At 46.9% G+C, this 13,978-nt stretch carries 12 protein-coding genes; all 12 read left to right on the top strand.

Features of this window, described 5'->3' with window-relative positions; genetic code table 11:
- The first annotated feature begins 23 nt into the window (after positions 1–23).
- Complete coding sequence (locus MFMK1_RS11910) at positions 24–809, top strand: hypothetical protein (RefSeq protein WP_366921925.1); 786 nt, start codon at positions 24–26, stop codon at positions 807–809.
- A 26-nt stretch (positions 810–835) separates the two neighbouring features.
- Positions 836–1,039, top strand: a complete 204-nt coding sequence (locus MFMK1_RS11905) for a hypothetical protein (RefSeq protein ID WP_366921924.1) — start codon at positions 836–838, stop codon at positions 1,037–1,039.
- Positions 1,040–1,194: 155 nt separating this feature from the next.
- The gene (locus MFMK1_RS11900) at positions 1,195–1,956 is read left to right on the top strand and encodes an ATP-binding protein (RefSeq protein ID WP_366921923.1); all 762 of its coding nucleotides are present in this window, start codon (positions 1,195–1,197) and stop codon (positions 1,954–1,956) included.
- Between the two features lie 64 nt (positions 1,957–2,020).
- A complete protein-coding gene (gene cooS / locus MFMK1_RS11895) occupies positions 2,021–4,039 on the top strand; it encodes an anaerobic carbon-monoxide dehydrogenase catalytic subunit (protein ID WP_366921922.1) in 2,019 nt (672 codons plus the stop codon).
- Positions 4,040–4,101: 62 nt separating this feature from the next.
- A complete protein-coding gene (acsB, locus tag MFMK1_RS11890; protein ID WP_366921921.1) occupies positions 4,102–6,303 on the top strand; it encodes an acetyl-CoA decarbonylase/synthase complex subunit alpha/beta in 2,202 nt (733 codons plus the stop codon).
- A gap of 166 nt (positions 6,304–6,469) precedes the next feature.
- A complete protein-coding gene (gene acsC / locus MFMK1_RS11885; RefSeq protein ID WP_366921920.1) occupies positions 6,470–7,807 on the top strand; it encodes an acetyl-CoA decarbonylase/synthase complex subunit gamma in 1,338 nt (445 codons plus the stop codon).
- 10 nt (positions 7,808–7,817) lie between these two features.
- A complete protein-coding gene (locus MFMK1_RS11880) occupies positions 7,818–9,740 on the top strand; it encodes an ASKHA domain-containing protein (RefSeq protein WP_366921919.1) in 1,923 nt (640 codons plus the stop codon).
- Positions 9,741–10,496: an ATP-binding protein gene (locus tag MFMK1_RS11875; RefSeq protein ID WP_366921918.1), complete on the top strand. Its 756-nt coding sequence runs from the start codon at positions 9,741–9,743 to the stop codon at positions 10,494–10,496.
- 48 nt (positions 10,497–10,544) lie between these two features.
- The gene (locus tag MFMK1_RS11870; RefSeq protein ID WP_366921917.1) at positions 10,545–11,516 is read left to right on the top strand and encodes an acetyl-CoA decarbonylase/synthase complex subunit delta; all 972 of its coding nucleotides are present in this window, start codon (positions 10,545–10,547) and stop codon (positions 11,514–11,516) included.
- 70 nt (positions 11,517–11,586) lie between these two features.
- Complete coding sequence (locus MFMK1_RS11865) at positions 11,587–12,375, top strand: methyltetrahydrofolate cobalamin methyltransferase (RefSeq protein WP_366921916.1); 789 nt, start codon at positions 11,587–11,589, stop codon at positions 12,373–12,375.
- A 79-nt stretch (positions 12,376–12,454) separates the two neighbouring features.
- Entirely contained in the window at positions 12,455–13,021 is a 567-nt protein-coding gene (locus MFMK1_RS11860) for a 4Fe-4S dicluster domain-containing protein (RefSeq protein WP_366921915.1), read from the top strand.
- A complete protein-coding gene (locus MFMK1_RS11855; RefSeq protein WP_366921914.1) occupies positions 13,018–13,905 on the top strand; it encodes a CoB--CoM heterodisulfide reductase iron-sulfur subunit B family protein in 888 nt (295 codons plus the stop codon). The genes MFMK1_RS11860 and MFMK1_RS11855 overlap by 4 nt, the downstream gene beginning before the upstream one ends.
- The last annotated feature ends 73 nt before the right edge of the window (positions 13,906–13,978 follow it).

Raw genomic sequence — 13,978 nt, 5'->3', positions numbered from 1 at the left:
TTCGAAGAAATGTGGTGGCTAATTTGAAAAAACTGATTGGGGCAGTATTTTTTGTGCAAATACTGGTAATTGGCGGGTGGATGTACTATTTTGCGCCGCCGATTGAACAGGCGGTAGCCAAACCGCAGGGTGCTCCGGAGACTGTGCTGCAGAATTATTACAAACTGGCTGTTGGCGGAGATTATATGGCTATGTATGATCTCTTGGATGACAGCACCCAGGCAGCAGTTACTGAAGAAGAAATAAAGAAGCATGTCGAAGCGCTTAACGGCGGCGGCATCTTGCTGGCTGATGTCTTTAGTGCTAGTTCTACAGGGAAATTTGCGGTAATTCCTTTTGTGCTGGCAAATGGTGGAGGTCAATCTCAATTACAGATCGCCCTTTTAACAAATGAGGGCGGCGATTGGAAGATGGTGCTGGGCGGCAGCGATTTTAGTATGGACAAAGTGAAGACCATTCTCCAGCTCGCGGTAGACGCTGAAAAAGCAGCAGCAAACCTGATGATGGACGGAAAATATCAGGGTAATATTGACGCCAACCAACTGTTGTCGCAATTGATGCCCATGCTTCAGTCCCACAGTCAGGCACTGGAAATGATGAATGCTCCCACGCCGGAAGAGGGAATGCCCAATGATGGTGTTCATAATGGAGGGCAGGCACCGAATGACGCAGTACACGGCGGTCAGCAACCAGATAGTGCCAACGGCGCCGGTCAGGCCCCGGATGATGCGGTTCACGGCGGCGGTAGCAGCGATGAAACGCAAATGCCTAACGACGCTGTTCATGGTCAGGCTCAGCAAAACAATTAACCTCTCCAATGGAGAGGTTTTCTTTTTTGTGCAAATTTGCACAAGTAATATCTTGCTGCGGCGAAACGTATTATGTCCTAGGTGAACGGTTGAAGGACGGGCCTTTTTTTGCCGGCTCGCAGGATATTGACGGCAGATGGTATAATAGTAACGGTGAATGGTTTAAATATTTGGAAATTTCGTGCGTTTGGCAGGATAATTGCCGCAGTTGTAGAATTTATATAAACTGAGAAAGAATAATTTTATGCAAGTTAGTGTTTATTGGAATTTTACCATTTCAAGCAGAGTAAAGTTTTTTTAAAGTTTCGGCGAAATTAGTTAACAGCAGCTTCAGCAACTGATGATGTAAAGTCGGTGTAAAAATTCGCAAAAAGAGGTGCTGTCATTGAAGATTTCCGTTTCCGGGAAAGGCGGTGTGGGCAAAACCACCGTTTCTGCAAATTTGATCAAGTTTCTGGCAAGTGAGAATTACCAGGTCTTTGCGGTGGATGCGGACCCCGATACCAGTTTGGGTATGGTGCTGGGACTGCCTGAAGAAGAATTAGCCAAACAGCTGCCCGTAGTGGATATGCGGGAGATTATTGCAGAAAAGACCGGCGGGTCCGGTGCTTTTTTCAGTCTTAATCCTGATGTGGGGGATATACTCGATTCTTATACGGTGAGACAAGGTAATATCAACTTTTTAAAGATGGGTGCAGTGAAACAGGGTGGTTCATCTTGCTACTGCCGGGAAAATTCGGTGTTAAATGCATTGGTGGGCTCATTGTTGCTGCGCAAAAAGGAAGCGGTACTTTTGGATATGGGTGCGGGAATAGAGCATCTGACAAGGGGTACCGCCAAAGATGTGGATTTGATGCTTATAGTGACAGAACCTAGTAAGGTCAGTGTCCAAACTGCGAAGGTGGTTAAAAAACTGGCTGGTGAACTGGGTATCGAGAAGATAAAAATCGTCGGTAATAAAATTCGTAATCAGAAGGAAAAAGACTTTGTTTATGCCAGTTTCCCCTCTGGGGATGTAATTGGAATGATAGATTTTGACGAGGCCGTCTTGGACCAGGCCATGGGACTTGAAGTTCAAGAGCCTCAGAATTTATCCAAGAACATTGAAGTATTGGGCCAACAAATATTACGAGAGGTAGGTGAATAATTGGAATCATTCCTTGGCGAAGTGAATGTTTCATCTTTAATTCTAATTAAGGAGGTAAAAGAGTATGCCAAGATTTAGAGATACTAACCACACTAGCAGGCCATCTGACGCGCCACGGGTTCAGGATAAGAAAACCCGCGAGCGTACCGTAGACCCTGCTGCTTTGGAAATGCTGGATGTAGCAAAGGAAAAGAATGTTATTACAGCATTTGACCGCTTTATGGCTCAGCAGCCCCAGTGTCAATTTGGTTATAAAGGCATTTGCTGCCGTTTTTGCATGATGGGTCCCTGCCGTATCAAGGATGACGAGGGTCCTGCTTCAAGAGGTGCCTGCGGTGCATCTGCATGGACCATTGTTGCAAGAAGTGTTGGTACATTAATTCTGACCGGTGCTGCGTCTCACTCTGAGCACGCACGGCATATTGCCGATACTGTGCTTCAACTGACTGAAGGTAAAGCTCCGGACTATAAGTTGGTAGATATTGAAAAGCTTAAGAAGGTTGCCAAGCGTGTTGGCATTGAGGTTGAGGGTAAAGATGATAACCAGTTAGCTAACGAGGTAGCAATCAAGGCGCTTGAAGACTACAGCCGTATCCCCGGACACGGTGAAGCAGCCTGGTTGATGAACACTGTTACCGAGGGACGTAAGGAAAAGTTCCGTGCTTGTAACGTATTTGTTTCGGGTATCCACGGCAACATTTCCGACTTGTTGGCTCAGGCTCACGTAGGTAATGACAATGACCCGGTTAACCTCACATTTAGTGCGGTCAGAACTGCACTTTGCGACTACACCGGGATGCACATTGCCACTGATTTATCCGACGTTATTTTCGGTACTCCCGAGCCTGTTCAGACTGAAGCCAACATGGGTACTTTAAACGCCAAAAAGGTAAATATCGCCGTTCACGGTCATAATCCGCTGTTAAGTGAAAAGATTGTTGACGCGGCTCAAGATTTAGAAGCAGAAGCAAAGGCTGTCGGTGCCGAAGGCATCAACCTGGTGGGCATCTGCTGTACCGGTAATGAAGTATTGATGCGCCGCGGTGTGCCGTTGGTGACTTCCTATGCTTCTTCGGAACTGGCAATTGTCACCGGTGCTGTTGATGCTATGGTAGTGGATGTTCAGTGCATTATGCCCAGTTTGGCAACTGTTGCTGAATGTTTCCATACCCAATTGATAACGACTTCGCCTATCGTGAAGATTCCTGGTACGCAACACGTGAATTTCAAGGTGGAAAATGCTCTTGAAGATGCTAAGAAAGTAATTCGCATTGCTATAGAATCTTATAAAAATCGGGATGAGAAGCAGGTTAATATACCTCAGGTTAAAAATCGTGTGGTTGCCGGTTGGAGTTTGGAAGCTCTTTATGACATGTTTAGCACTGTAAACCCGGATAACCCCGTTAAAGTTCTTACTGATGCAATTGACGCCGGTGAATTAAAGGGTGTAGTTCTCTTTGCCGGCTGTAACAATTTGAAAGGTTTCCAGGACCAAAACCACGTTGAAATTGCTAAAGAAATGTTAAAAAATGACGTGTTTGTAGTGGCTACCGGTTGTTCTGCTCAGGCCTATGCCAAGCTCGGCTTGATGGACCCTGATGCAGTTGAAAAGTACGCCGGTGACGGTCTGAAGAAGTTCCTGGCTAGGATCACCGAAAACGCTGATCTGGCTGCACCTGTTCCGCCTATCTTCCATATGGGCTCTTGTGTTGATAATACTCGTGCCTCAGATCTGCTGATGGATATGGCTGACGCCATGGGTGTAGATACGCCTAAGGTTCCCTTTGTCGCTTCTGCGCCGGAAGCAATGAGTGGTAAGGCAGCAGCTATCGGCACTTGGTTCCTCACCATGGGTGTTCCTGTCCACGTCGGTACTATGCCGCCTCTGGAAGGCAGCGACTTAATGTACAGTATCGTTACTCAGATTGCCGGTGACGTTTACGGCGGGCACTTCATTTTAGAAATGGACGCTGCTGAGGCTGCCAAGAAAATGTTGGGTGCGCTTGAATATCGTACTTGGAAAATGGGTGTTCATAAGAATATTGCTGAGAAGTTAGAGACTGACCTCTGTCAGAACTTCTAGAATGTTTTCAGCACTCCCATTCGTTGATTAATTGAAGTTGAATCCCGAAAGGAGGAAATAGAATGACTCAAGAGGCAAAGAAATTTGATGCCATTTACGAGGGTGCAATCGAGCCGGGCAGTGAGCCGAAAAAACTTTTTAAACAGGCTTACGAAGGCGCCATTACTGCTACCAGCTATGCGGAAATTCTGCTAAATCAGGCGATAAGCAGATTTGGTGAAGACCATCCGGTTGCCTACCCTGATACTGCATACTATTTACCTGTTATCCGCTGCCTGAGCGGTGAAGAAGTTACCAAACTGGGCGACCTGCCGCCGATTTTAAACCGGATGCGTGCCCAGATTAATGAAAAGAAAACCTTTGAAAATGCGCGGCTATGGGGTGAATCCACTTGGTACGCTGCAGAAATTATTGAAGCTATACGCTATCTCAACTATGAAACTGAGGGACCATTAATGCCGCAGCCCTGGACCGGATTTATCGGTGACCCGGTTGTGCGTAAGTACGGTATTAAGATGGTTGACTGGACTATTCCCGGTGAGGCCGTAATTCTAGGTCGGGCCAAGGACAGCAAGAAACTGGCTAAGATTGTCCAAGACTTGATGAGCAAAGGGATGATGCTGTTCCTGTCCGATGAGGTTATTGAACAGCTGTTAGATGAAGGATTTAAGCTGGGTGTGGATTATATCGCTTTCCCGCTGGGTAACTTCACTCAGGTTGTTCACGCCGGTAACTATGCTCTTCGCGCCGGTCTGATGTTTGCCGGTATTGCACCGGGTGAGCGGGAAGCGCACCGGGCTTATCAGCAGAGCCGTGTGCTAGCTTTCATCCTTTATTTGGGCGAGCATGATATGGTTAAAACTGCTGCCGCCATGGGTGGTATCTTCTTAGGCTTCCCGGTTATTACCGACCAGGAACTTAGTGAAGATGAGCAGATTAAGGACTGGTTCATTTCCGAACCGGACTATGACAAGATGGTACAAACCGCATTGGAAGTTCGCGGCATTAAGATTACCAGTATTGATATTGATATTCCCATTACTGTTGGTCCGGCCTTTGAAGGCGAGACTATCCGTAAAGGTGATATGTATGTGGAAATGGGCGGCAGCCGCACTACTGCATTTGAATTGGTGCGCTCCGTCAGCGCTGACGATATTGAAGACGGTAAGATTGAAGTTGTCGGTCCCAGCATCGATGACATTGAAGAAGGTGCCAGACTGCCTTTGGGCATTATGGTAGAAGTTTACGGCCGTAAGATGCAGGATGACTTTGAAGGCGTGTTGGAGCGTCGTATCCACGACTTTATCAACTACGGTGAAGGTCTCTGGCATACAGGGCAACGGGCCATCAACTGGCTGCGTATCAGCAAAGATGCTGTAGCCAAGGGCTTCAAGTTCGAGCATTACGGTGAACTCTTAATCGCTAAAATGAAGGAAGAATTCCCGGCTATTATCGACCGTGTCCAGGTTAAAATCATCACTGATGAGGCTCAGGTTGATGAAAATATCAAGATTGCCCGGGATGTTTACACTCAGCGTGACGAGCGTCTCAGAGGTCTTACTGACGAGAATGTCGAGACATTCTACAGCTGTATTCTCTGTAAGTCCTTTGCTCCGAACCACGTTTGTGTGGTTACACCTGAGCGGGTAGGCCTTTGCGGTGCCGTAAGCTGGTTGGATGCGCGGGCATCTTACGAGATTGACAGTACCGGGCCTAACCAACCCATCGACAAAGGTACGGCTCTTGATGACGTAAAGGGTATGTGGAATAGTGTCAACCAATATGTTTATAAAGAGTCTAACCGTAATTTGGATGAAGTTAATATCTATTCCATGATGGATAGACCAATGACATCCTGCGGCTGCTTCGAGGCTATCATGGCCATCGTTCCCGAGGCTAATGGTATTATGATTACCACTCGTGAGCACGGCGGCATGACTCCTTGCGGTATGACCTTCTCTACTTTGGCAGGTACTGTAGGCGGCGGCTTGCAGACACCCGGTTTCATGGGTATCGGCCGTACCTATATCAACAGTAAGAAGTTTATCCCTGCAGATGGTGGCATTGCACGGATTATTTGGATGCCGAAAGAGCTAAAGGAATACTTGCGTGAAGACTTTATTGAGCGCAGTAAAGAAGAAGGTCTGGGTGAAGACTTTATCGACAAGATTGCCGATGAGAACGTAGGTACCGGGCCTGAAGAAATTTTGTCATTCCTGGAAGAGAAGGGACATCCGGCACTGACCATGGATCCCATGATGTAAGAGAAGTAATTTTAAGTGAGGTTATTTTAGGTAGAGGACACCGGCCCAAAATGGCCGGTTGTCCTCTGCCATCTAAATGTATGTTTGTATATTTATTTGTACGAACATTCGTTTACACTCGGGCTTCACTAGCCGAGAAAATATACAAGGAAGGGGAGTTAGGTGTATGGGTTTAACAGGTCTTGAAATTTACAAACAGCTGCCAAAGAAAAATTGCGGAGAATGCGGACCGCCGACTTGTCTCGCGTTTGCAATGGCTTTGGCTAACGGTAAAGCACAATTGGATACCTGCCCTTATGTTTCTGACGAAGCACGGGCTAACCTTGAGTCTGCATCGGCGCCGCCGATTGCCTTGGTTAAAGCAGGTGTTGGTGATAATGTGGTGGAAATGGGTGACGAGACAGAATTGTTCCGTCATGACAAGAAATACTATCATGAGACTTCCGTAGGATTTAAGGTCAGTGATGCGTTGAGTGCTGCTGATATCGAAGCAAAGGCTAAAGAAATTGAAGACCTAACCTTTGAAAGGGTTGGTATGCAGTACAAAGTACAGTTCGTTGCAGTGGTCAACGAATCCGGCGATGCCGGTAAATTTAAGGATGCCGTGGCTAAGGTAGCTGCAAATACCGCAGTTACCCCGATGTTGGTGTCCGAAGATGCTGCCGCTATTGAAGCAGCGCTGGAAGTTGTCGGCGATAAGAAGCCCGTCATTTGCGCTGCTACAGGGGACAATTACGAGAAAATGGTGGAATTAGCTAAGGGTAAGGAATGTCCTTTGGTTGTAAAAGCTGAGGGTTTGGAAGCTCTGGCTGAATTGGTTGAAAAGGTTGTGACTGCCGGTCATAAGCAGCTTATCCTCGATAGCGGTCAGACTCAAACTTCTAAGACTGTTGCTGATTTGGTGCAAATGCGCCGTCAGGCTATTAAGAAGAAGTTTCGTCCTTTCGGTTATCCGTCAATTGTCTTTACTAACGAAGAAGATCCACTGGCGGAAATCAGCCAGGCGATCACTTATGTAAGTAAATATGCGGGTGTGATTATTCTTAATACCACTAAGAAGGCCCATGTACTGCCGCTGCTCTCCTGGAGACAGAACCTCTACACTGATCCGCAGGTTCCCATCCAGGTGGAACAAAAGCTGCATGAGGTTGGCGAAGTTGACGAGAACTCACCGGTTTACATCACAACCAATTTCTCGCTGACGTACTACTCAGTACAGGGTGAAATAGAATCCACTAAGATACCAAGCTATATTCTTTCTGTGGACACTGACGGCACATCTGTTTTGACAGCATATGCTGCCGGTAAATACGAAGCAGAAAAGATTGCAGAAGTTATGAAGAAGGTCGGTTTGGATGATAAGGTTAAACATCGTGACCTGATAATTCCGGGTTACGTAGCAGTATTGAAAGGAAAGCTTGAGGAAGCCAGCGGCTGGAATGTAGCAGTTGGTCCTCGTGAAGCTTCCGGCATCGTAGCATTCGCTAAAAGTCATTTTTCCTAGGAGTGATTAAATGAGTAAGCATCTGGTAAAGTTTCTTCCCGACGACATTTCACTAACCGTAGAGACAGGTACCAATGTTCTCCGGGCTGCATCCATCGCAGGAATAGAGATAAAAAGTGTCTGCGGCGGCAAGGGGAGTTGCGGAAGGTGTGCTATTAAAGTTCAGCAGGGCCAGGTGCGTCTTGAGGGAGGCAATCGCTCCAAAAAGATGAAAGAGCAGGGGTTAAACCTTGCCTGTCAGACTTTTATCGAAGGAGATGTGGTGATAGAGGTTCCCAAGGATTCTCGTCTGGAGGAACATCAGGTAGTGCTGGAAAATGAAAACCATAAGGTGCTGGCGGAGTCTGAGCTTGACTTATTGTCAGGGTATGAATTCAAACCCCTGTGCCGTAAAGTGCAGCTTACTTTGGAACCGCCGACACTGACGGAAAATGCCAGCGACCTTACTAGACTTCAGGCGGAATTAAGGCAGAAGACCGCATGCAAGGAACTGATGGTGGAATTACCGGTGCTGCAGCAGTTGGCGGAAGCCCTGCGCCAGGAAGATTGGAAAGTGACGGCAACTTTGGCTTGCATGAACGGTATCACGGAAATCGTGCAGGTTGAGCCGGGCCATGTGCAAAATGACGGCTATGGCTTAGCGGTTGATATAGGTACCACCACTGTGGTGGTTTATGTAGTGGACTTGGCTACCGGTGATTTGGTAGACAGTAGAGGTACCTATAACAAGCAGGCTCGATACGGTGATGATGTAATTTCTCGCATGATTCATGCCGGAGAAAAAAATGGTCTGGATGATCTGCGGAAGGCAGTTATCGGCTCCATCAACGAATTAATCGATAAACTGTTGGAGAAAAATAACATTTCGCCTGACGATGTACATGTGGCGGTGACGGCAGGTAACACCACTATGGCGCACCTGTTATTGGGATTACCGCCTAAGTATATTCGCTTGGAACCATATATCCCTACGGCAACAGAACTACCGCCGGTTAAAGCGAGGCTGCTGGGAATCAATATTAATCCCGAAGCCTGGGTGTTGAGTTTCCCGGCAGTAGCCAGTTATGTGGGCGGCGATATCGTTGCCGGTGTATTGGCTGCGAAGATGGCCAAGGTGGAAATGATGACGCTGTTCATAGACATCGGTACTAATGGCGAAATAGTATTGGGAAATAATGAATTTTTAATTTCCTGTGCCTGTTCCGCCGGACCGGCCTTTGAAGGCGGCGGCATCACCTTTGGTATGCGAGCCATGGGCGGAGCAATAGAAAGGGTTTCAATTGACCCAGAAACCTTTGATGTAAGTTTAATGATTATCGGTAATGAAAAACCTATCGGTATTTGCGGGTCAGGGTTAATTGACTGCATGGCGAAACTGCACCGAGTAGGTCTGATTGACCGCACAGGTCAGTTTTTCCGTGATAAGGATACACCGCGCTTACGAAAAAGCGAGGACGGTTGGGAGTATGTCCTGGCCTGGGCGGAAGAGAGCGGTGTTGATAAAGATGTGGTTATTACCGAAGCAGACATTAAAAATCTTCTTCGTTCAAAGGGTGCTGTATTTGCCGGTATCCAAAGTCTCTTAAAATCGATGCAGTTAGATGTGAATATGATTGAGAAAATAATTATTGCCGGTGGCTTTGGTAACTATCTCAATGTGGATGATGCGGTGCAGATCGGCTTATTGCCCGACGTGGACCGTGACAGATACGAATTTATGGGCAATACTTCCGTGAAAGGGGCCAAATTGGCGTTGTTGTCTCAAGATGCCTATAAGGAATGCAAGGAACTGGGTCATTTGATGACCTATCTGGAGCTTTCTGCCGGTACCACCTTCATGGATGAATTTGTATCCGCAACATTTATCCCTCATACCGACTTGACCTTGTTTCCGTCGTTAAATAAGGATGAACAGGGAAAGGAAGTGAAATAAATGACTATGTCAATTGCCGTAGCAGGAAAGGGTGGCACAGGTAAGACCACTTTTTCAGCCCTATTAATTCGTTACCTCATTGAGAAAAAGAAGGGGTCAATTCTGGCCCTGGATGCAGATGCAAATGCCAATTTGAATGAGGCATTGGGTCTTGAGGTGGACACCATGATTTCCGACATTCTTACTGAAACCAAAGACCCTAAGGCCGTTCCTTCGGGAATGACTAAAGATATGTTTATTGACTTTAAAATGTCTCACGCCATTGTAGAGACTACTAAGAATTTGGACCTGCTGGTGATGGGTAATCCACAGGGGCCCGGGTGTTATTGTTATCCAAATGATTTATTGAAAAAACACCTGGAATCATTAAGTGAAAACTATGATTATCTGGTGGCGGATAACGAAGCCGGCCTTGAGCATATCAGCAGGCGAACTATTCCAAAAGTGGAGCATTTATTTGTCATCAGTGATGCATCGGCGCGCAGTGTCCGCTCTGCCGGACGGGTAAAAGAACTTGTGGATTCGCTTAAGGCGCCGGTAAATAATCTTTACCTGATTATAACCAAGACCCAGGAGCAGGGTATTGAGCCGCTGATGCCGGAAATCAAAAAGACCGGCCTGGAATTAATCGGCACCATACCCATGGATCCCTTGGTCAGCCAGTTTGACATTGAAGGTAAGCCGTTATTCGATTTGCCTGCTGACTCTGCTGCAGTAAAAGCTGTGCAGGATATCCTCAGTCAGGTCAAACTGTAAGTTAGTTAGTGAAGTTCCTATATTCGGAGGAAAGAAAGGAGAGTAGTTATGGCTGTAAATATTGTTAAGGAAAAAACCCTCAGCAAGGTGGGCCAAGTAACATTGGGTGCTACCAAAGAAGAAGGTGGCTCCCGTACGGTTACCTATACCGTGGGCGGCGATGCCGCACTGCCTTTCCATCACTTTGAAGGTGAAATAGTAAATAGGCCTATCGTGGCCATGGAAGTTCAGGACATTGTTCCCAGTTGGCCCGAAACCATTACCAAACATTTTGAAGGTGTTTTGGATAAGCCGGGCGAATGGGCGAAAAAATGCGTTGATGAGTATGGCGCTGACGTTATTTACGTAAGACTTGAAGGAGCTCACCCCGACGGTGACAATAAGTCTCCTGAAGACTGTGTTGCAGCTGTCAAAGAAGTTTTAGGAGCCGTAGGTGTTCCTTTGATTATTACCGGTTGTGAGATTGAAGATAAGGATAATGAAGTGCTGACAGCTGTTGCTGAAGCATTTGCCGGTGAAAACCTCTTAATTGGTTTTGCCGAGCAGGAGAACTACAAGTCTATTACTGCTGCCTGCATGGTGCATAAGCATAATGTTATTGCCCGTTCTCCGTTGGACATTAACATCTGCAAGCAGTTAAACATCTTGATTTCCGAGATGAACTTAGCCACTGACCGGATTATTATTGATCCGTCCATCGGTGGTCTGGGATATGGTATTGAGTATGCGTATTCCATCATGGAACGTGCTCGTCTTGGCGCCCTGCAGGGTGACAAGATGCTATCCATGCCTATACTTTGCACTGTTGGTAAAGAAGCATGGCGGGCAAAAGAAGCCAGTGCTTCCGAAGAAGAATATCCCGGTTGGGGTGTTGAAGAAGATCGTGGTATCCTATGGGAGGCATCTACAGCTAGTGCGCTAATGCAGGCAGGCGGCAGCATATTGCTGATGCGTCATCCCAAGGCAGTTGATATTGTCAAGAAGGCAATCGACCAGCTGATGGTAGATAACAGTTATTAGAATTTTCTTGGGCGGGTCAGGTGTCATTTGGCACCTGACCATGCCGTAATAGTTAAAGGGAGGGATTTGCATGTTAATTATTGGTGAACGGATTAATGGGATGTTTACAGATATCAAGCAGGCGTTGATTGATAACGATCCCAAGCCGGTGCAGGAATGGGCGCGCAAACAAGAAGAGGGCGGCGCTCGGGTATTAGATATTAATGTGGGCCCCGGTGTTGCTGATCGCGCTGCGGCTATGAAGTGGCTGGTGGAAGTTACCCAGGAAGTAAGCGATTTGACTCTCTGTCTCGATTCCACTGACTTCAACGCTATTGAAGAAGGATTGAAGGTTTGTAAAAAACCTGCAATCATTAACTCCACCACGGCAGAAAGAGATAAGGTTGAAGCAGCTTTTGGCTTGGCGGTTAAGTACGGTGCCGGCCTGATTGGCTTAACTATGGACAAAAAGGGTATTCCTAAGGATTCCGATGCTCGTCTGGCATTCGCCATGGAATTGGTAGCTGCTGCAGACGAATTTGGTCTGCCTATGGAAGATTTGTACATTGACCCATTGATCCTGCCGGCCAATGTTGGTCAGGATCATGGTCCTGAGGTTCTGGAAACCCTGCGTCAAATTAAGATGCTTGCTAACCCGGCACCGAAGACAGTGCTCGGTTTGAGTAATGTATCTCAAAACTGTAATGACCGCTCATTAATCAACCGTACCTACATGGCTATGGCCATGGCTTGTGGTTTGGATGCTGCCATTGCCGATGCCAATGATGATGATTTGGTAGAAGTGGCTGCAGCCGGAGAGATTGTCTTAAATCAGAACATTTACTGTGATTCTTATGTGAAAATGTATAAGACAAGATAATTATTTGAACAGTTAGATGTTTATACCTCAGGGCGGGCAGATATTGCTCGCCTACAGGGGTATTTAGGAGGGGAATCTTTTGGTTAGTACTGGTAAAAGTATAGCGCCTTCCTTTTCTTTTTTAAAGCAATTGGAGGATAAATCCGGCCAACCCGTCAGCCGCTGCTATCAGTGTAAGAAATGTACCGGCGGTTGTCCGATGAGTTTTGCCATGGACTTTAATCCCAATCAGGTGGTCAGATTGGTGCAGCTTGGTCAGCAGGAAAGATTGCTGAAAAGCCGTACCATTTGGGTGTGTGCCTGCTGTAAAACCTGTGCAGACCGCTGCCCAAACGGCATTGATATTTCGGCTGTCAATGATGCGTTAAAAGATATGGCTGCCGAACAAAATGTTGCTCTGGGCGATACCATGGTTCCGGCTTTTCATGAGTCTTTCTTGGCTTCCATCCAGCGCCATGGTCGAATTTATGAAGCAGGTATGTTGTTGGGTTTTAAATTAAAGACCAAAGCTTACACTCAGGATATGGGTTTGGGCATTGAATTTGTGAAAAAAGGCAAACTCAAGTTTCTGCCGGAAAAAATTAGCCAGGTGAAAGAAATTAAGCAGATTTTTGAAAAGGCCAAAGCAAAGGAGGGGAGCCGATGAAGTACACTTACTATCCCGGGTGTTCACTGCACTCCACTGCTGAAGAGTACAATGCTTCAAGCAAACAGGTTCTGGAAAAGCTGGGTATCCAGCTTGAAGAACTGAAGGACTGGAATTGCTGTGGCGCTACTTCTGCTCACTCCACTAGTGATTACTTGGCGCATGCGCTTCCTTTGCGTAACCTGGTGTTGGCGGAGAAGCAGGATAATGATGTTTTAGTTCCTTGTGCCGCATGTTATAACTTATTAAAAACCGCTGAGCACCATATGCGCTGCGGCGGTGAAGGCAGTGAAGAGCTTAATCTGGATATGCAGGAAATCATGGGTGCTCAGTATCAAGGAAACATTGCAGTACGGCATGTGGTGGATGTGTTTGCCCAGGAAGAAATTAGCGCTAAAATCGCCGGCCTCTTGGCAAAGCCGTTGGCCGGATTAAAAGTAGTTCCTTATTACGGTTGTCTCTTGACCAGACCGGCAAAGGTCGTGTCTTTTGAAGATAATGCGGAGCAGCCTCAGACATTGGACAGATTGTTGGGTGTCTTAGGCGCCGAGAATATTCGCTGGTCTCATAAAACTGAATGCTGCGGCGGCAGTTTTTCAATTTCTCAGCCGGATTTGGTGCTGACACTAACTAAAAAATTGGTGGACGCCGCGCAATACGCGGGTGCTGATGCCATCGTTACGGCCTGCCCCTTGTGCCAGGCCAATCTTGACACACGTCAGCATGAAGCCGGAGGCGGTCCGGGCACTAAGGTCCCTGTCTTTTATATTACTGAGTTGATAGGATTAGCAATTGGTGCCGGCAGGAGCGGTGATTGGCTGAAGAAACACTTAATAGACCCTGTTCCATTACTGCGCTCACTGAATTTGTTGGCTGCATCTTAAAGGAGAACTCCACGGTAGTGAAATACCGTATCGTGAAGTGCACTGTTTAGGGAGCAAATCTTACTTGAAAAGG

Source organism: Metallumcola ferriviriculae (genome assembly GCF_035573695.1).
Taxonomy (GTDB): Bacteria; Bacillota; JADQBR01; order JADQBR01; family JADQBR01; genus Metallumcola; species Metallumcola ferriviriculae.
The sequence above is the reverse complement of the archived record's forward strand: the minus strand, read 5'-3'. Positions and strand labels throughout refer to the sequence as shown.

What these genes read in the sequence shown, in the direction of transcription:
- cooS (WP_366921922.1), top strand. Translation starts at nt 2,021, where the DNA reads ATGCCAAGATTTAGAGATACTAACCACACTAGCAGGCCATCTGACGCG.
- acsB (WP_366921921.1), top strand. Translation starts at nt 4,102, where the DNA reads ATGACTCAAGAGGCAAAGAAATTTGATGCCATTTACGAGGGTGCAATC.
- acsC (WP_366921920.1), top strand. Translation starts at nt 6,470, where the DNA reads ATGGGTTTAACAGGTCTTGAAATTTACAAACAGCTGCCAAAGAAAAAT.
- MFMK1_RS11880 (WP_366921919.1), top strand. Translation starts at nt 7,818, where the DNA reads ATGAGTAAGCATCTGGTAAAGTTTCTTCCCGACGACATTTCACTAACC.
- MFMK1_RS11875 (WP_366921918.1), top strand. Translation starts at nt 9,741, where the DNA reads ATGACTATGTCAATTGCCGTAGCAGGAAAGGGTGGCACAGGTAAGACC.
- MFMK1_RS11870 (WP_366921917.1), top strand. Translation starts at nt 10,545, where the DNA reads ATGGCTGTAAATATTGTTAAGGAAAAAACCCTCAGCAAGGTGGGCCAA.
- MFMK1_RS11865 (WP_366921916.1), top strand. Translation starts at nt 11,587, where the DNA reads ATGTTAATTATTGGTGAACGGATTAATGGGATGTTTACAGATATCAAG.
- MFMK1_RS11855 (WP_366921914.1), top strand. Translation starts at nt 13,018, where the DNA reads ATGAAGTACACTTACTATCCCGGGTGTTCACTGCACTCCACTGCTGAA.